The following is a 17090-nucleotide window of genomic DNA, read 5'->3' on the forward strand; positions in this document are numbered from 1 at the left end:
GTTAGACCCGTTCGCCCCGGGGTTTGGCCGGGATACCGACAACGATGGTGTTCGACGCAACGTTTTCCGTCACCACGGCTTTGGCGCCCAATATGGCCCCGTTCCCGATGGAGACCCCCGGCAGCACGGTCACGTTGGCCCCGACCCAAACGTCGTCCCCGACATCAATGGGCGCGTAGGTGTGGGGTTGGTCTTTTATATCGATGCCTCGGCGCGTCCCGTGGTTTGAACTTTGAAAATGGACGAACCCCGACACCATGCATTTCCGACCCAACGTCACGCTCGCGCCGCAATTGAACAGGCTGTAAGCGCCTATTTCCGTTTTCTCGCCCAATCGCAGGACCGCTTTTCGGGCGGCGACGAGCCGAACCCCGTGGTCGATGCGACACCCGTCGCCGATTTGGATGGCCCCGTCCTCCCGGTTGCGGATATCGACGTCCCCAAGGAAGGTCACGTTATCGCCGATGGAAATGTTCTCCGCTTTTCCCCGAATGAGAAAACGCGGGACCCCCTGGACAAGAAAATTCCTTCCCACCCGCACGCCCCGCCAACGCAAAACGAGACGTATGCCCAAACTGTAGGGGCGATACACCCATTCCCCAAAGACAAACGCCAGTAGTTTCATGGATCAATCCCGGCGCTCATCGAGCCATTCCACGACTCGGTTTTTTTCTTTTCGCAGATAGTTTTCAAAATCCCCCATGCGTTCGGGCTCAACCACCATAATGTAGTAACGACCCGCCGCGTTTTTCACCAACGCCGTTTTGAATCCCTGGTCCACCAAACGCCCGTTCACCGATGGCGTTGCGTAGAAACCCCACGATTTGGCAGCAAAATCGTGGAGCCGGCCGGAAGCGGTCTCAAACGAGACGAGCTCATCGGGATCCAGACGCACCCGGCCGCAATCAACGATTTCAATGTCTCGGTCCGCGCCCGTCCGAAATCGACGCGGCGGATTATTTGCGATGAATTTCATTCCACCTCCAGTCCTTAATCAGGAAGTCCTTCATCCTCCAAATTCCTCCGGACGAGGTCCATATGGCCTTGTTTCGAAATCGATCGGCGATCCGATGGAAGGCGTTGGGCGTCAAGCCCACAAAACGGCAAAACGCGGCGATGTCTTCGCGCGGGGTTTGGTCGCCCGACGACGCGATAATCCCCACCGCGCGGGCCCGGGTCATGCGGCCGTTTCGAATTTCGATGCACAGATTGTCAAACAGCCGCGTGAAACCGAATTTATGCCACTTCAGATAATGGTGGATGGAAATGAAATCGTCATCGATGTCGGCGAAATTATAGTAACCGGTTTTTGGCCCCTCCTTCCGCGCTTGAAATCCAAGCCGCCGGGCCACGCGAAGGCTTTCCTCCGGATCCCAGGGAAAATAGTATCCGAGAAAAACGGCCAGCACCCCCGCGCGCCGGAGCTCGTTCTCGGTGGGCGCGAAGTACGGCGTCATTTCCTTGGCCGACAGAGTGCGCCCCACCCAGTCGGCCGCGGTCGTCCCGTGGGTAACCCCAAAACGGGCAATCCACGCCTTGTCCATTTGAAATCCCCGCTTCTCCTCGTTCGATCCGCCGTATTCAAACGCGGCGTTTTCGCCCCAGACGACCAGCGGGATGCTAAACCGCGCCGCGATTGTCAGCGGGATGGCGATCAGCGCCATGTGCATGGGGATCGCGGTGGATCCGTATTTCTTGAACGACTCCAACAGGAATTTCCGTTCGACGTTCGGGTTGACCTGGTAATCGATGTGGTCCACCCCCAGGCGGATCAGGTTTTCAAGATTGCGCTGCCCCAACGCCGTTCGGGCCGGCGTTTTCCACGTCACCGCCAACACGTTGAGCCCGTGCTCGAGGCACTTCGCCACCTGCCAGGTGCTGTCTTTCCCTCCGCTCACCGGAACCAACGCGTCGTAGCCGCGGCTTTTGGATTTGGCGTGCGCCACCACTTTTCGGAACGCGGCCTCGCGGCGACGCCAATCGATGTCCCGTTTTTCAGCGGCGTTGGCGCACGCGTTGCACACCCCGTCCCGTCCGACGACCACGTTTGGACGCGTCGATGGCGTCACGCACTTCGCGCAGTAAATCATGCGGCGAATTCCTCCAGGAAGAATTTAACGTTGATGAAGTTGAAAAGAAACTTGCTTTCGCTGTTGGGAAGGGCGGGCTTGGCCAGCAGCGCCTCGATGGATTCCCGACGGACAATCTCAAACGCGGGGCTTTGGGGATCCAACACCGCCGACCGCACGGCGGGGTCGCGGGTGTCCAAAAACGAGAAAATGGGGGCATTGAAGCCGACCTTGCGTGGATTGTCCAATATCTCATCGGGGACAATGCCCCGCACGGCTTCGCGCAACACCGATTTGGTTTTTCCGTTTCGAACGAGGAGACGAGTGGGAATCCCGGCGCAGGTCTCAAACAAATCCCGATCCAGGTACGGGGACCGGTTTTCGATCGATTGGTGCATCGCGTTCAAGTCGTCCTCGTGAAGAAGCGCCGGAACCGCCTCGTGGAACATCTCATTCATCATTCGATTGCGAAGCAAATCGTCCGCGTACGTCGCCTCGGCAAAAGGCTCAAACCAGGGCCGTGTGAGAAAATCCGAAAAGACACGGGAGTTCAAGAAAATGTGGTCGCGAAAGGCGGGGGCCTGTATAAATAGATCCGGGTTGCTTAAGTGGGGGTTTCGTACGTACGGGCGCACTTCCCGGGCCCATGCCGCCTTGGCCGCCGCGTGGAGGGTTGCGTCCCCGCGCATTTCGAACAAATAGGCCAAATGGTGGTCGTAGTACCCGGAAAACAGCTCGTCGGCGCCGGTTCCGCTGACCGACACCCGGTAGCCCGCCTCGGCGATTCGTTTCATCAGAAGCCAGTGGGCGTAGTACGTGATGGTGTAGACGGGCGCGTCGTGGTATCGGACCAGCGCTCTCAGTTGGGGGAGAAAATTCTCGGTGGTGACCGATACGTTTGTGTGGCGGATTTGATAGGCGGCCACGGCGGCGTCCACCATGCCCTTTTCCTCGTAACGCGGGTCCAGGTTGGCGATGGTGAAGCCATGCAGATCGTTCCCGTGGATCTTCCGTGCGATGCCAATCAACGCGTTCGAATCCACCCCTCCGCTCATGCAAAACGCCAATTTAACGTCGGCCCGCAAGCGAAGCTCCACCGCGCGGAACAATTTCGCCCGGGCCCGTTCCACCGCGTCCTCAAACGTCAACGAAGGGTCCGGGGCCAGGCGGGGTCGCCAATACCGGCCCATGGACAAGGCACCCTCCGGTTCGATGACGGCGTTGGTGGCCGCGGGAAAGTGCACGACGTCCTCGAAGAAAGTTTGATCCGTTTTGTGAATGGCCTTGTACCCGTTCACCAAATACCGCTTTAAATGATCCATGTTCGGGGCAAACGCACGGCCACGCAGCGCGGCGATGAATTTAATCTCCGATCCGAAGTACACCCCTCCCCGGTCGTCGGTGTGCACACACAGCGGCTTTTCGCCGAAGCGGTCTCTTGAGAGAAGCAATCGCCGGCGGACGTCGTCGTACAGGGCAAACGCCCACATGCCTTCGAAGCGCTCAACGGCGGCGTCCCCGTAGGCCAAGTAGGCCTGCAGAACCACTTCGGTGTCCGATTCGGTGGTGAACGCCGCGCCTTTCTTTTCGAGATCTTTCCGCAACTCGCGGTGGTTGTATATTTCCCCGTTGTAGACCAACGTGCATCCCCCCCTCGCGAAGGGCTGATGGGAACGGGGATTGAGGTCCACGATCGAAAGCCGGGAGTGCAACAACACGCACGTCGCCGGTCCCGCGGGAAGGACGACGTGGGCCTGATGATCGGGCCCGCGATTGACCATTAATTTCAGCGCCGTCTCGATCCGTTGGTTGTCCGGTTTCTGTAAACCAAAATAGCCCGCAATGCCGCACATGGGAAGCCCCCGTGATTCAGCGAATTCGACGCAAGAGTTTGGCGCGGATCAAATCCTGGACAGCGGGCTGAAGATCCCACACCGGGACCCCCAGTTTTTCCGCGATCTCGATGAGCCCGTGCTCTCCATCCGACCAATTCAACACATACCGCAACGCGCGCCCGCGGCGGCTTTGCACCCGGCTTGCGCCCAAGGACGCGTACAATCCGTATTTCCCCAACCGCGGCTCGCCGTAGGGTTTGAGGTTCAGGTACGCCCGATCGGATTCCAACGCGTCGACCACGCGGGAATAGACCAGGGCCGTTTCGTAGAGGGATTCGGGCGTCACGAACCGGCAATCGTCCAGGGACGTGTGGTATTCGGGGTACGTGCCGTACATGGATCGCATCAGCGTGCCCACGGGCAAATTAAAACCGGGGGAGGCGTATTGCCGATCGTCGCTCCCCGTGGGAAAGAAGTCGAGAACCCGAAAGGGCTTCCCCCGGTGTTTCAAGACGTGGAGCACGGCACGGTCCAGCACGTTGTCCGGACGCCGGACCTTTTTGTACGTAAACGGCGCTCGATCCCCGCAGCACGTGACCACAAACCCGGCGTCCATCTTTTTTTTGAGGTGGGCCCCCCGACGGGACAAATAGGCCAGGGCCCCGATTGTTTCGGGACCGAAATAAAATCGATACGTGAAATGCCGCCGAGGAAGTCCGGCCAAATACCGATACATCAGCAACGTGACGATCGGCCCGGACAATTCGTTGTTGGCCATCGAAGGATGGCAACAATAAGTCGAAAAAAGAATTTCGCGATCGGAGTCGCCCCGGAGAACCGATTCGCCGATTGTCATGGACCCGGGCGCAAGACGACTGTCAATCCAAACCCGATAGAGCCCCTTCCTTAGCTTTTTCCGTTCCTGGTGGGAAAGACAGAAGCCCCAGTCCTTCGCGTAATAACTGGTGACGTACGGGATGGCGGATGGCTGATCGGGGAGGGAATGCAGCTTTGATTGCAATTGCTCCAACGACATCGTTTTTTGAATCGGGACGCTGTAACCAACGACGTGCAGATTGGACTTCTTAAAATCAATCACCTTCCGACCGGAAGGCCCCTTCACGTGGGCGTCACGGATGTTCCACTCCCATGGCACAACCCAGTCAAACACACGGGTCCCCGAGGGAATTTCCATAACGTCCAGTGGGACGTGTTTGGACAAACGCCGCAAGGTCGCGCGAACCCCATCGCCCGTCAGACTTCGGCAGATCGGAAAAAGGTCCGACAACAGGCTTTGAATGAGCGCCCGGGTGGGTTTCTCGGGCATTTGTTTTTCAAACAAAATCGTCCTCCCCCATCAGGATTTTTCCGCTTCCACAATGAACGCGGAGCACAGGAAGGGACTCTGCCAGGCGCCGGGGCGGTGCTCCAACCGGCTCGACTCCTGCCAAACCCGATCCCGCATCTTCGATTCCAGCAACGGGGGCGCGGCGTGGTGATGGTACCAATGCAATCGGCAAGCGCCGAAACCCGCCTCGGCAAAAAGTTCTTGGATCGCAAGGGGATTGTGAAATTTTGCCGGGATGTCGTCGTAGCTCTCCGTCCTTTGATTCGGAACACGGCGCCGGGGCTCGTCCAGGGCGAGCCGTCGGTCCAAATCATCGGCCACCAGCGCCTTGACGTCGTCGGCGACGCCCGCCAACAGATCGTTCAACACGAACTCCTTGGTCAAACGATTGAACGTAAACAGCGAAAACAACTTGTTGCGAAACTCCACAAAAACCCTCCCGCCCGAGCGAACCAGCAGGCGCATGTGGGTTAAGGCCAGCCGATCGTTTTTGACATGGGGCATGACCCCAAGCGCGATGACGGCGTCTCTCTCGCCCCCCGCCATTTGATTTGCAATGGACAGATTGTCCTCAATATCCCCCCACTGCACGACGCGGGGGTTGACCCCCGCTCGGCGGAGGCGTTGCCGGGTTTGTTTCACCATGTTGAGCGAAATGTCGCATCCCGACACCGACAAGCCCGCTCCGGCCAGAAGGGCCAGCGGGGTTCCTTCGCCGACACCGACTTCGTAAACCGAACGCGCCCCCAGGGCGCGCAGGCGTTCGACCAATATCTGGAGCCTGAAATAATTTTGCGGGTACTTGTCTTTCATCTCGAGGGCGCCCGGGGCGTACTGGGCGGAATACCCGCCGGCAATCGCGTTGTAATAACGCTCCACCGCGTTCCCGGCCCCCTGGCCCCGTTGACCGTGACCGGACGTCGTCTTCCGTTTATTCGACATGCTTCCTCCCGAAGGGCTCACCAAACGCCATGTCCCTTTTTAACCGACGACCCACCAATCGGTTTTCCTCGCCGGGGCGCATTCCCCCGGACGGTCGCGTCCACATCAAATCGGCCCACGCGATGCGCGTCCCGGCCGACAGGGCCCGTGCGCTAACGATCCGCCGGCGCGCCACCACCATAAAGGGTTTCTCGCAGGGCTGCACGTTCTTTTGGCCCGATCCCAAGAGGGATTCGGCCGCGCGAATTCGCCGAACGAGCTCGGCCATTTCGGCGGGCTCGGCCGACATTTTATGATCGCGGAAGGCCGAGGTGTTCTTGTCCAGCGTGAAATGCTTTTCAATCAGGCGCGCGCCCAACGACACGGCCAGGATCGGGGCTTCGATCCCCAGGGTGTGGTCCGAGTAGCCCACGGGGCAGTCCAAGATCCGACGCAAATGGGCGACGGCTCCAACGTTTTCTTGTCCGGGCGGAACCGGATAGGACGTCACGCAATGCAACGCCATCGTCCGCGCTTTTCCCCCGCGTCGGCGCTGGAGCCCCATTGTTCGCGCCACCACTTTCTTCAAGTCGTCCGCGGTGGCCATGCCGCCGGACAGAATAAGGGGTTTCCCGGTTCCGGCAACCCAATCGATCAAGGGGAGGAAATTATTATCGCCGGAAGCTATTTTATAAGCGTCCACCAAGGGCCTTAAAAACCGTGCGCTCTCCAAATCGAGGGGGGTCGATAGGAATGCCATCCCCTCGCGTTTCGCCAAAGAGGCCAACGCCTCAAACCGCGCCGGTGACAATTCAAAGGATTTCAATCGAGCGAACCGCTCTTTATCGGCGCCACTCACAAACAATTCGGTTTTGTAGGTTTGAAATTTGACCCCGTCAACACCGGCCGCCGCCGCGGCGCGCACCAACTCTTTCGCCCGTTCGTAGCTTCCTTCGTGGTTGTTGCCGATTTCGGCAACCACCATGACGCGTTTCGCCGTGTCGAACGAGCCGATCTTCACCCGCGGCCTCCGCGGTGGGCGTGAACAACGTAGTGGGCGGCGCGGACCGAAAACCCACACTGCAAATAGAGCCGAAGAGATGGAACGTTCGCCGCCTGCGTCCCCACGCGCAAAAGGTCACAGTCCTCCGCGCCGTCGTTGATGAACCGGCGCACCAGCGCCCGGCCGACCCCCCGACCGCGGTGGGACGGCCGCACCGCCATCAAGTCCAGAACCCCCACGCGCTGGTTTTTTTCCTGAATCCGTCGACGGCCCAAGAAACCCACGGGGCGCCCCTTTTCCATGGCCACCCAAACGCGGTCGGCGCGACGCCCCGCCAAATACTCTTCGAGCCACGCCCGTTTTACGGCCGCGGCCTCGGCTTTTGAAAAAAGCGGGTCCAAATGGAACCGGGAAAACAGGAACGCGTTTCCTCCCCAGGAACGAAGGGCGGGAGCCTCCCGGTTCGACAAAAGCCGAACGATCGGGAAGCCGGGCTGGCTTTCCCGAGCGGGCGCACGCTCCAACGACATCGTCACGTCGACCAGATGGAAACCGGCGTTGATGGCGATTTTGAGATCCGCCAATCGGTCGGCGGCGATCCGGGCGTGATAGAAACCGAAGCGCCGAAGCGGCGGGGGCCGGAAACGGCGTCCCGCGCCGCGGTAGGCCGGTCGCCCCAGAACCCGGGACAGCCAGGGATCGGGCTCAAACGACATTCGGCGCCGGGACCTTGGATCGATTTTTGTACCACGCGATGTAATCCCGAAAACCTTTCTCGATGGGGTAGGCCGGGGCGTAGCCCAACAGGCGGCGCGCTTTTTCGACGTCCAGCGTGCCCCGGAAGGGCATGAGTTTGTCCCGCTCGACGCGCTCGACCTTGATGTTCGGGAACTCGGAGCGAACGACCTCGATCAATTCCTGAACGGAGCGCGATTGGCCGTGGGTGATGTTGAAGGTTTCGTTCCGCGCGGCGTCTTTCACCATGGCGAGCTCCACCCCGCGAACCAAATCGCCGATGTAGGTGAAATCCAGCCGCTCGCTCCCGTCCCCGTCGACCCGGAGGGGCGTTCCCGCCAGAGCGCTTTCAATAAAAACCTGCCCCACCCGCCGGCTGACGCAACGCTCGCCGTACAACGCCGAAGGGCGGACGATGGTGTACGGCAGGTTGAACACTTGGTGGTAGGCCGTCACCATTTTTTCGCCCGCCACTTTCAAGGCCCCGTAAATGCCGATGGAATCGAGGGGGTGGTCCTCCGTCACTTCCGGGGTGCGGAAGTTCCCGTAGACCATGCTGGAGGAAAAATACACGAAGTGTTCGATGCGGCCGCGGCTGCAGTCCAGGGCGTTCTCCAGGGTCCGCAGGCTGTGGTCGAAGGTGCTGAAGGGGTCCTTGTTGGATTTTCCCGCGTGGGCCACCGCCGCCAAATGGACCACCGTTTGCGGCTTGATCTTCTCGAAGGTGCGGGCCAGGGCGTGGTAGTCGCGGAGGTCTTCCACCCACAGCGGCACGCCGGCGTCCTGCAACAGGCGCAGGCGCTCGTTGATGAAGCCCACGTACAGGTCCCGGTTGGGCCCTTCGTGGTCCCGGGACGAGTAATAGAGCAGGTTGTTCACCTGCAGCCCGTCCACCACGTGGACGTCGGCCCCCTGGGATTTGAGGCTGAGGGCCAAATTGTGTCCGATAAATCCGGCGCCGCCCAACAGAAGAATCCGGCGGCCTTTGATCTCGTTCGTCATGGTTTCACCTCGTTCACGGTTTCGATAAATTCGCGCGCCACCCGGTCCACGTCCGCTTCCGACAGGTGCGGACCGACCGGCAGCGCCACCGAGTGATCGCTGATCTCCGTCGCGGCGGGAACCGACGCGGCGCTCGTCCCGTATTTTTTTTGGTAATACGCCGCGCGCGGCAGGGGGTGGGGGTAATAAACGCTCGTCCCCACGCCCCGCTCCTTCATTCGAAGCAGCACGGCGTTCCGCCGGGCGGCGAGCGCCCCTTCCAGGACGACCGACAGGCAATAGGGGCTGTGTTCCGCCCGGGGCCCGGACCCGTCCAGAATTCGAAGGCCCGTGGCGGCGCGCAGACGCTCCCGGAGCCGGGCGTAATTTCGCCGGCGGGTTTCGATCAGCCCCGGCAAGTGGCGGAGTTGCACGCGGCCCAGGGAGGCGTTGATGTCGCTCATGCGGTAATTCAACCCCAGGGTCGTGATTTCGTAGAGGCCGGGCACGGTCCGCTCGTCGAAGGAACGATCCACGCCGAAGGCCCGCCAGTGGTGGACCCGCTTGGCCACCTCCGCGTGGCGCGTCACGAACATGCCGCCTTCCCCGGTCGTGATGTGTTTGACCGGGTAAAAGGAAAAAGCGCCCGCGTCGCCCAAAAGCCCCACGTGGGTCCCGTCGTAGCGGGTCCCCAGGGCGATGGCGCAATCCTCCACGACTTTGAGGCCGCGGCGGGCGGCCAGGGCCAGGATCGGCCCCAGGTCGCAGGGGAAACCGATGAAATGGACCAAGCCGATGGCTTTGGTGCGCGGGGTGATCAACGGCTCGATCGTGGACGCGCTCAGGTTCCCCGAGACGGGCGAACAGTCGGCGAACACGGGCCGGGCGCCGACCATTTCCACCGCGTGGGCGGTGGCCGTGTGGGTCAGGGCCGGCACGACCACCTCGTCGCCCGGACCGATGCCCATTTCCAAATAGGCCAGGTGCAGCGCCGCCATGCCCGAGCTCACGGCCAAACAATGGCCGCCGCCCAGGAACGCGGCGAATTCCGATTCAAAGGCTTTTCCCTGGGGACCGTGGGCCAGCACGTCCCCCTTCAACACCTCCAGGACCGCCGCGCGGTCCTCGTCGGTCACGTACGGCCGTCCGAACGGAATGGGCGCTTCTTTCACAGGTAATGAACCTCCTCGGGTTTTCCGGTTCTCAGAGACCGGTCGGCCGCCAGCGCCACGCTGAGGCCGTCGAAAAACAATCGGGTTTGTTCCGCCGTGTCCGTCCCGCGGCGAAGGGCCCGGACGAACCCGCCCAACAAGGCGCCCTTGTGGGACGGCAACGGCGCCCGCGGCACCGGCCGGGCCGGCGGACCGGGATCCCGGTGGACCTGTTCGCGCGGGCCGGCGTCGTCGTAGAGAAACGTCCGCCGCGTTCCGAACACCCGCACGACGTGCTGGTGCGGGTGCACGCACCCAAAGTTGGCGGTGATTCGCGCCACCATCCCCGAGGGGAAGGTCAGCGTCGCGGCCGCGAAATCCTTGTAACGAAAGGCCGTCCCGGCCGTGGCGATCCGGTTGCCCGTGGCCCAGACGGACCGGGGGCGCTCCCCCGTCGTCCACAAAAGCAAATCGATCAAATGGATGCCCCCGCCCTCCATCACCGAATAATCCTTCGCCCGGCCGCGCCAGCCGTCGGTGATTTTCCACAGCCGTCCGTATAGGTAGTCCCCGTCAAACGCGTACACCCGGCCGAAGGCCCCGGCCCGGATCCGGGCGCGAAGCCATTCATACAGAGGGGCGGCCCGCAGCACCAAATTGGAAAAGAGCGCCACCCGTCCCCGGTGCCGGCGCCAGGCCCGATGAATGGCCGCCAATTCCGCCGCCGTGCGGCAGAGGGGTTTTTCCACGAACACGTGCTTCCCGCGGGCCAGCGCCGCGAGCACCTGCCCCGCGTGGGCGTCGTCGTAGGTGCTGATCACGACGGCCTGGACCGCCGGGTCCCCCCACACCGCGTCGGCCCGGGAGCCGACCGCGGCCTTCGGGAACCGCCGCCGCGCCCAGGCGCGCTTGTCCGCCGCCGTGTCGCACAAATGAACCACGCGCACACCGGGAATCCGGCGCAGGGCTTCCGCGTGGGCTTGGCCCACGCCCAAACCGACGACGCCGACCCCGAGCGACCCGCTCACGCGACGGCCGCCTTCCAGGACCGGGCGAGCGCCACGGCCTCCCGCCACCCCCCGCCCGCGTCCAACCGGGCGGCGATCCACTCGGCCCGGGGCCAATCCTCCGGCGTGTCCACGCACAGGGAAATCCCCGGCGCCGGATCCGGGCAGGTCAGATTCCGAAGGCGGAACCCCCCGGGGTGGGCGTAAAAAAAGCGCGTCACGTGCTCCGCGTCCTCCGGGTCGGTCATTTGGCCCACCGCCTTCTCCAGGGCCGAGGAGCGGACCACCTCCACCGATTGACCGGGCGGATAGGACCGGGGGAACACGTTGGTCACCACGTCCCAGGCCCCGTCGCGAAAAACGCGGACGGCTTCCGCGATCAGGAGCGGATCCAAAAAGGGGCTGTCGCCGTTCACCCGCACGAAGGCGTCCAGGCCGCGGCGGGCCGCCGCCTCCGCCAGCCGCCGGGCCACGTGTCGGAGGTCCCCCCGCTCCAGGGGCACGCCGTTTTCCGCGCAGACCGCGGCCAGGGCGTCGTCGGTGGGGTCCGTCGAGGTGACCACGACCGCGCCGTCGATCCCCGCGGCGCGCCGCGCGCGGTCCACCACGCGGAAAATCAGCGGCCGGCCGGCCAGCGGGCGGAGCACCTTCCCCGGCAAACGCCGGGAACTCGTGCGGGCCTGGATCAACGCTTCCACCCGGAGGGTCGCCATGTCAAAGCCGGACGATGTTTCCCCGGGCGAGGCCCCGGGTGGCGTTCCGCGTGTCCATGAACAGCCGGGCCCGCGACAGGATTCGCCTGATGTCGAAGGCGCTGTGGTCGGTCACCAAAACGACGGCGTCGGTCCGGGCGACCGCGGCGTCGGTTAAGCGGACCGCCCGGTAGGTCCGGCCCCCCGTCGTCAACGCGGGGACGTGGGGGTCCGCGTAGGACACCCGGGCCCCCTGCCGCGCCAGGGATTCGATGATTTGAAGCGCCGGCGATTCCCGCACGTCGGCGATGTCCCGCTTGTAGGCGGCGCCCAGCACCAGCACCCGGGAGAGGCGCAGGGGCTTTTTCCGGGCGTTCAAGGCTTCGGCCACCCGCTGTACGACGTACTGGGGCATGTGGGAGTTGATGTCCTCGGCCAGGTCGATGAACCGCGAATGAAAATCCAGTGTTTTCATTTTCCAGGACAGGTAATGGGGGTCCAGGGGGATGCAATGGCCGCCGATGCCCGGGCCGGGGTAGAACTTCATGTAGCCGAAGGGCTTGGTGGCGGCGGCGTCGATGACTTCCCAGGCGCTCAATTTTAGGCGTTCGCACATCTGCGCCACTTCGTTGACGAGGGCGATGTTCACGGCGCGGAAGGTGTTTTCCAACAGCTTGGACATTTCGGCGGTTTCCAGGGAGGACACCGGGACCAGCGAATCGGTCACGGTGCCGTACAACGCCTGGGCCAGTTCGAGGCACCGGGGGGTCAAGCCGGACACGATTTTGGGGGTGTTCCGAAGGCCAAACCGGGGATTGCCGGGGTCGATCCGCTCGGGCGAAAACGCGAGGAAGAAATCCTTGCCGGCCGCCAGGCCCCGCTCCTCCAACTTGGGAAGGATGACTTCGCGGGTCGTGCCCGGGTAGGTGGTGCTCTCCAAGACGATCAGCTGCCCCGGGGACACCCGGGGCGCGAGCAGTTCCGCCGCGGCGACGATGTAGCTGATGTCGGGGTCCTTGGTTTTTCGAAGCGGGGTGGGAACGCAGATGACGACAGCGTCCAGCCCCTTCAAATCCGCGGACCGCGACGACACCCGAAGGCGCCCGGCGTCGAGGGCTTTCCGGACGGCCCGGGCCGGCACGTCCCCCACGTAGGAGCGCCCCGCCCGAAGGGCGCGGCATTTCTCCTCGTCCACGTCGAAACCGAACACCCGCAGGCCCGCCTCCGCGAAGGCGATGGCCAGCGGCAACCCGACGTAGCCCAGCCCCATGACCCCCACCCGGGCCTGGCGGTCCTGCAGTTTTTCCTTAAGAGACCGCGAGGGCATGCGACGACTCCTTTTTTTCCCACGAATCCAGCACATGGGCCGCGAACGAAAACGCGCAGGTGAAGGCCGGGGATATGGCGTTCAGCACGTGCAGGGAACGCTCGTTTTTCTCCACGTGAAAATCCATCTCCAGTCGATCGTCGGACCGCCGGACCAGTTGGGGCCGTATCCCCACCTTGTGGGCGGGGACCAAATCGTCCTCCCTCAACGCGGGGACCAACCGCCGGGCGGCCGCCAGAAACCCGCGGCGCGTGTAATGGAGCAGTTCCCGATGGACCAAGGCCCGAAAGGAGCGGTCCCGCCCGGCGTAGAGCCGCGCCAGGCGCCAGAGGGATTGGGTCGTTTCCACCGGCCGCAGGCCCTGGAGGAGCCCGTAATTTTCCCGCCCGAGGGCCGGGACGGCGGTGGGGCCCGCGTACACGTCCCCCGCGGCGCCGCGGGTCAAATGGACGCCCAGAAAGGGGAACGCCAAGTCCGGCACGGGGTAGAGGCTCTCCTTCACCAGGCCGTTCCGCTCCGGCCGGATTTTCCAATACAGGCCTTTGAAGGGCACCAGCACGTGATCCGCCGCCAGCCCGAACAGCCGCGCCACGCGGTCGGCGTGGGCGCCCGCGCAATTGACGAACCGGTGAAACCGGAAACGACGTCCCGAGGCGGTTTGAACCCCGGAGTCCTCCGCGGCCGCCACCTCTTCGCCGTAAGCGATCTGTACGCCCGCCGTCTCCACCCGACGGGCCAGCGCCCGCACCAGGGCCAAGGAATCCACGACCGCCGTGTCGGGGCAATGGAGGCCCTCCCCCGGCGCGGCGTTCGGCTCGATCTTTAACACGTCCCCGGGGGCGAGGCGGACGGCGCGAATCCCGTTGGCCCGGGCGTTTTGTTCCAATCGCTCGAGGCCCGAAAGGTCCTCGGGGCCCACCGCCAAAATTACTTTCCCGGCTACCCGGTGGGCCACGCCGTTGTCCCGGGCGAAGGCCAGCATCCGCCGCGCGCCCTCGGCGCACAGGCGAGCCTTCAGGGTTCCGGGCGCGTAGTAAACGCCGGAGTGCAGGACCCCGCTGTTCCGCCCGCTGGCGTGGAGGCCCACGCCGGATTCCTTTTCCAGGACCACGATGCGCGCGTCGGGATGGCGGGAACGCAACTCCGCCGCCACCGCCAGGCCCACGATGCCGGCCCCCGCGATCAGAAAATCCGTTTCGTCCGTCATGAACGGGCCCCGTTGATCCAACGAAGGAACCGGGCGGCGTTCCCGAGGAAACGGGCGGCGCGGCGGGCGCCGGTTTTGGCGGCGGCCGGGGCCGCGGCGATCCCTTTCAAATCGGTGGCGAGCGCGGCCAGCCGGGTTTGAAGGCGGCGGGCGTCGACGGTCCAGGCCGCGTGGCCTTGGCGGCGCAGGCCGGCCAGGGTTTCTTTGACGGCCTCGGCCCGGGCGGTCAACTCTTTGGCCAGGGGCGCGTTCTTGGCTTCGCGGGCGGCCCGGGCGGCGGCCACGAGCGACAGCCGAAGGTCGGCCAGGGCTTCCAAAGCGTTTTGCGCGTCGGCGGCGCTCATCGGGCCTTCTCCAATTCCAGGGTGCGCCGGGCCACGCGCTCGGCGGAGCGGGCGAAGGCCGCCAGAGCCGCCCGGGGTTTCCGGCTTTTCTCCACTCCGTCGGCCAGTTCCCGGTGCGCCGCCGGAAGGGTATTGTAGGAAACCTCCAGGGCCTTAAGGGCTTCCATGGCGTCGGCGTATTCCTCGTTCAAATTAAACAGGGATCGCGTGAGGGTCACCCGGCCCGGGGAGCGTTTGTCGTCCCAACGGTCGTGGATCGCCTGGATCTGGTCGGCGTAGGCGGCCTTCAAATCCGCCCGGATCAAACCGATGAGCGCGAGGCTTTGCTCGGCGTGGGACTCCACCAGGGGCTGGTTGTCCCGGATGGCCCGGGCCAGGTCCCGGGCCCGGCGATTTTGAACAAAAGCGCGCAGGCTTTCGGTGACGAGGGCCGCCGCCCCGGCGATGGGACCCTTTTCCACCGAGGGAAGCCCGGCGGGTTTTTCCCGAACCTCCCGAAGGGCGTCGTTCAAAGTCGCCGCCGCGCCGTCGAACTCCGCCGGGTCTTTCACCTGCCCGGCGGCGATGTCGGCCAGGAGGGCGGCGTAACGTCCGAAGGCGGCGTTCAAATCTTCCAGGGTCTTGAGCGTGCGCCGGGCGGCCCAGTGGGGCGGGAGGGTGTCCATGGTCCATTCATAGCCCTTGGCCTCCTTCACCAAATAGGCGCTCAAGGGGGCGTCCTTCCGGTTGGCCAGGTCCTGGACGTCGGCTTCCCGGGTCCAGTTGACGTCCCGGGCCATTTCGGTTTCGAGGCCCTTTTGTTCGGCCGCGACGGCGGATTGAAAACTTTTGAAGGCCTCGGGCTGGAGCGTCGCGCAGGCGGGAAGGAGGGCGCCGAGGATCGCCAAGGACAATCCCCCCCGACCGCCTTTGGCGAAGAGGAAAGGAGGAGCCGGGACGAAGTCCCTCATCGGGAGACTCCCACGGCGGACCAGGCGGCTTTGACGGCGGCGGCTTCGGCGCGGCCGTAGAGCGCGGCGGCTTTTTCCGTCGTGGCCATGGCCGCCTCGCGGAAACCGCTTTTGGGAGAGAGGGCCCGAAGGGCCCCGTACCAAATTTTTCCCGTTTTCTCCCAGGCCCGGCCGCCGATTTTTCGGGCGGCCAGGTAAAAGGCGTGGTTGGGAATCCCGGAGTTGATGTGCACGCCGCCGTTGTCGTCTTCGCCGGTGTATTTGTTTTTTAGGTGGGCGGGCTGGGGGTCGGTGCCGAGGTCGGGATCGTTTTGATAGGCGGTGCCGGGGGCGGCGAAACTGCGGAGGGCCCGGCGGGTGGGCTTTTGGACCAACAGGTCGCCGCCGATGAGCCAATCGGCCCGGGTCACGGTTTGCTTCCGCCGCCACTGCTTGACCAACAAGCCGAAGACGTCGGCGAAATGTTCGTTCAAGGCGCCGGGCTCGTCCTCGTAATCCAAGTTGGCCGTGTGGGCAATCAATCCGTGGGTCAACTCGTGCCCGACGACATCCAGCGCTTTGGTAAAGCGGACGAACGTCCGCCCGTCGCCGTCGCCGTAGGCCATCTGCTCGCCGTTCCAAAAGGCGTTGGCGTAGCTCCGCCCCACGTGGACGCTGGAGATCAGGGACATGCCCCGGTCGTCCAGGGAGTTCCGGGAAAAAAGCTTTTCGTAAAAATCGTAGGTCGCGCCGGAAAAGTCGTAGGCTTCGTTCACCGCGGGGTTCTTCGACCCCTTTTGCCCTTCCGCGCGGATTAATTTTCCCGGCAGGGTTTCCTTATTTTTGGCGTCGTAGACGAGCCGGTGCTTTTTCCCCTCGGGGGAGGGAATGGCCGCCATGGCGGGCTGGGTGGAGAGCGCGCGCCGATAGGCCCGGGCCGCCGCCGAGGCCGCCAAGGATTTGAGCGCCCACCGTCGGGTGACGGGGTCGGGGGACTCCGCCATCCGCTCCAAAAGGAACGGCGGCAAAATGCCGTGGGCGCAGGGACCGGTCACGCGAACCATTGGGCGGCGAACTTGAGGGCGCGGCGTCCCCGGGAGAGCAGGGTTTCCAGTTCTTGTATGCGCTTGCGATGGGCGGGATCGACGGGGGCTTCCAGAAGGGCCGCCATGCGCCGCTCCGCGTGGTCCAGGCGTTTGGTGAGGCCCTCGTTCAACCGGCGAAGGGCCACGGCTTTAATGTCCCGGTTGGCTTCGTAATAATCCTTCCGGCTTCCCACGACGGAGAGGGGCCGGACGGCCCCCCAGGCTTCCAACTGGCGGATGTTGATGCTGACGTTGCCCTTGCTCATGGACAGTCGGCGGCCGATGTCTTCCAGGGCCATGGGCGCGTCCTGCATGTAGAGGAGGCCGTAGATCTGGCCCAGGGAGCGGTTGAAATTGAACTCCTCCGCCATGTCGCCGGCCAGGCGGGCGAATTCCGTATCGAGGGGGGTGGTGGTAGCCATGTATGTTTTCAACGTTTAGTCCGTTCTAAACATA

Annotated in this window: 18 protein-coding genes; all 18 read right to left on the reverse strand. The window is 63.7% G+C overall.

All coding sequences use genetic code 11. The annotated features are described in order from the left end of the window. Position 1 precedes the first annotated feature (1 nt). The 18 genes from IPP68_00125 to IPP68_00210 all read right to left on the reverse strand — a co-directional run bounded on the left by IPP68_00125 (position 2) and on the right by IPP68_00210 (position 17056). A complete protein-coding gene (locus IPP68_00125) occupies positions 2–259 on the reverse strand; it encodes an acyltransferase (GenBank protein ID MBL0348774.1) in 258 nt (85 codons plus the stop codon). A 369-nt stretch (positions 260–628) separates the two neighbouring features. After that, entirely contained in the window at positions 629–976 is a 348-nt protein-coding gene (locus IPP68_00130) for a hypothetical protein (GenBank protein ID MBL0348775.1), read from the reverse strand. Then, complete coding sequence (locus IPP68_00135; protein MBL0348776.1) at positions 957–2090, reverse strand: N-acetyl sugar amidotransferase; 1134 nt, start codon at positions 2088–2090, stop codon at positions 957–959. Before IPP68_00135 ends, IPP68_00130 begins: the two co-directional genes overlap by 20 nt. Next, positions 2087–3922 carry an asparagine synthase (glutamine-hydrolyzing) gene (gene asnB, locus IPP68_00140; GenBank protein MBL0348777.1) on the reverse strand — a complete coding sequence of 612 codons (1836 nt, stop codon included), beginning with the start codon at positions 3920–3922 and terminating at the stop codon, positions 2087–2089. Before asnB ends, IPP68_00135 begins: the two co-directional genes overlap by 4 nt. Before the next feature lie 16 nt (positions 3923–3938). Further along, positions 3939–5231, reverse strand: a complete 1293-nt coding sequence (locus IPP68_00145) for a DUF4910 domain-containing protein (protein MBL0348778.1) — start codon at positions 5229–5231, stop codon at positions 3939–3941. Between the two features lie 30 nt (positions 5232–5261). After that, positions 5262–6194, reverse strand: coding sequence for a class I SAM-dependent methyltransferase (locus IPP68_00150; protein MBL0348779.1), 933 nt, complete (start codon positions 6192–6194; stop codon positions 5262–5264). Continuing rightward, positions 6184–7194 carry an N-acetylneuraminate synthase family protein gene (locus IPP68_00155; GenBank protein ID MBL0348780.1) on the reverse strand — a complete coding sequence of 337 codons (1011 nt, stop codon included), beginning with the start codon at positions 7192–7194 and terminating at the stop codon, positions 6184–6186. Before IPP68_00155 ends, IPP68_00150 begins: the two co-directional genes overlap by 11 nt. Further along, on the reverse strand, positions 7191–7892 hold the full coding sequence (locus tag IPP68_00160) for a GNAT family N-acetyltransferase (protein ID MBL0348781.1): 702 nt from the start codon (positions 7890–7892) through the stop codon (positions 7191–7193). The genes IPP68_00155 and IPP68_00160 overlap by 4 nt, the downstream gene beginning before the upstream one ends. Continuing rightward, complete coding sequence (locus IPP68_00165) at positions 7882–8913, reverse strand: NAD(P)-dependent oxidoreductase (protein MBL0348782.1); 1032 nt, start codon at positions 8911–8913, stop codon at positions 7882–7884. The genes IPP68_00160 and IPP68_00165 overlap by 11 nt, the downstream gene beginning before the upstream one ends. Next, a complete protein-coding gene (locus tag IPP68_00170; GenBank protein ID MBL0348783.1) occupies positions 8910–10064 on the reverse strand; it encodes a DegT/DnrJ/EryC1/StrS family aminotransferase in 1155 nt (384 codons plus the stop codon). The genes IPP68_00165 and IPP68_00170 overlap by 4 nt, the downstream gene beginning before the upstream one ends. Next, positions 10061–11071: a Gfo/Idh/MocA family oxidoreductase gene (locus tag IPP68_00175; protein MBL0348784.1), complete on the reverse strand. Its 1011-nt coding sequence runs from the start codon at positions 11069–11071 to the stop codon at positions 10061–10063. The genes IPP68_00170 and IPP68_00175 overlap by 4 nt, the downstream gene beginning before the upstream one ends. Then, positions 11068–11763, reverse strand: a complete 696-nt coding sequence (locus tag IPP68_00180; protein ID MBL0348785.1) for an NTP transferase domain-containing protein — start codon at positions 11761–11763, stop codon at positions 11068–11070. Before IPP68_00180 ends, IPP68_00175 begins: the two co-directional genes overlap by 4 nt. A gap of 1 nt (position 11764) precedes the next feature. Continuing rightward, on the reverse strand, positions 11765–13069 hold the full coding sequence (locus IPP68_00185; GenBank protein MBL0348786.1) for a nucleotide sugar dehydrogenase: 1305 nt from the start codon (positions 13067–13069) through the stop codon (positions 11765–11767). Beyond that, a complete protein-coding gene (lhgO, locus tag IPP68_00190) occupies positions 13050–14276 on the reverse strand; it encodes an L-2-hydroxyglutarate oxidase (protein MBL0348787.1) in 1227 nt (408 codons plus the stop codon). The genes IPP68_00185 and lhgO overlap by 20 nt, the downstream gene beginning before the upstream one ends. After that, positions 14273–14620, reverse strand: a complete 348-nt coding sequence (locus IPP68_00195) for a hypothetical protein (protein ID MBL0348788.1) — start codon at positions 14618–14620, stop codon at positions 14273–14275. Before IPP68_00195 ends, lhgO begins: the two co-directional genes overlap by 4 nt. Next, positions 14617–15570, reverse strand: coding sequence for a hypothetical protein (locus IPP68_00200; protein MBL0348789.1), 954 nt, complete (start codon positions 15568–15570; stop codon positions 14617–14619). The genes IPP68_00195 and IPP68_00200 overlap by 4 nt, the downstream gene beginning before the upstream one ends. Further along, complete coding sequence (locus IPP68_00205; protein ID MBL0348790.1) at positions 15567–16613, reverse strand: M4 family metallopeptidase; 1047 nt, start codon at positions 16611–16613, stop codon at positions 15567–15569. The genes IPP68_00200 and IPP68_00205 overlap by 4 nt, the downstream gene beginning before the upstream one ends. Next, positions 16601–17056 carry a hypothetical protein gene (locus IPP68_00210; GenBank protein MBL0348791.1) on the reverse strand — a complete coding sequence of 152 codons (456 nt, stop codon included), beginning with the start codon at positions 17054–17056 and terminating at the stop codon, positions 16601–16603. Before IPP68_00210 ends, IPP68_00205 begins: the two co-directional genes overlap by 13 nt. Between the last annotated feature and the right edge of the window lie 34 nt (positions 17057–17090).

Source organism: Elusimicrobiota bacterium, assembly GCA_016722575.1.
Taxonomy (GTDB): Bacteria; Elusimicrobiota; Elusimicrobia; order FEN-1173; family FEN-1173; genus JADKIY01.

Coding starts and splice junctions, on each gene's coding strand:
- IPP68_00150 (MBL0348779.1), bottom strand. CDS start 6,194: ATGTCGAATAAACGGAAGACGACGTCCGGTCACGGTCAACGGGGCCAG.
- IPP68_00145 (MBL0348778.1), bottom strand. CDS start 5,231: ATGCCCGAGAAACCCACCCGGGCGCTCATTCAAAGCCTGTTGTCGGAC.
- IPP68_00185 (MBL0348786.1), bottom strand. CDS start 13,069: ATGCCCTCGCGGTCTCTTAAGGAAAAACTGCAGGACCGCCAGGCCCGG.
- IPP68_00135 (MBL0348776.1), bottom strand. CDS start 2,090: ATGATTTACTGCGCGAAGTGCGTGACGCCATCGACGCGTCCAAACGTG.
- lhgO (MBL0348787.1), bottom strand. CDS start 14,276: ATGACGGACGAAACGGATTTTCTGATCGCGGGGGCCGGCATCGTGGGC.
- IPP68_00180 (MBL0348785.1), bottom strand. CDS start 11,763: ATGGCGACCCTCCGGGTGGAAGCGTTGATCCAGGCCCGCACGAGTTCC.
- asnB (MBL0348777.1), bottom strand. CDS start 3,922: ATGTGCGGCATTGCGGGCTATTTTGGTTTACAGAAACCGGACAACCAA.
- IPP68_00210 (MBL0348791.1), bottom strand. CDS start 17,056: ATGGCTACCACCACCCCCCTCGATACGGAATTCGCCCGCCTGGCCGGC.
- IPP68_00160 (MBL0348781.1), bottom strand. CDS start 7,892: ATGTCGTTTGAGCCCGATCCCTGGCTGTCCCGGGTTCTGGGGCGACCG.
- IPP68_00200 (MBL0348789.1), bottom strand. CDS start 15,570: ATGAGGGACTTCGTCCCGGCTCCTCCTTTCCTCTTCGCCAAAGGCGGT.
- IPP68_00125 (MBL0348774.1), bottom strand. CDS start 259: ATGGTGTCGGGGTTCGTCCATTTTCAAAGTTCAAACCACGGGACGCGC.
- IPP68_00205 (MBL0348790.1), bottom strand. CDS start 16,613: ATGGTTCGCGTGACCGGTCCCTGCGCCCACGGCATTTTGCCGCCGTTC.
- IPP68_00195 (MBL0348788.1), bottom strand. CDS start 14,620: ATGAGCGCCGCCGACGCGCAAAACGCTTTGGAAGCCCTGGCCGACCTT.
- IPP68_00130 (MBL0348775.1), bottom strand. CDS start 976: ATGAAATTCATCGCAAATAATCCGCCGCGTCGATTTCGGACGGGCGCG.
- IPP68_00165 (MBL0348782.1), bottom strand. CDS start 8,913: ATGACGAACGAGATCAAAGGCCGCCGGATTCTTCTGTTGGGCGGCGCC.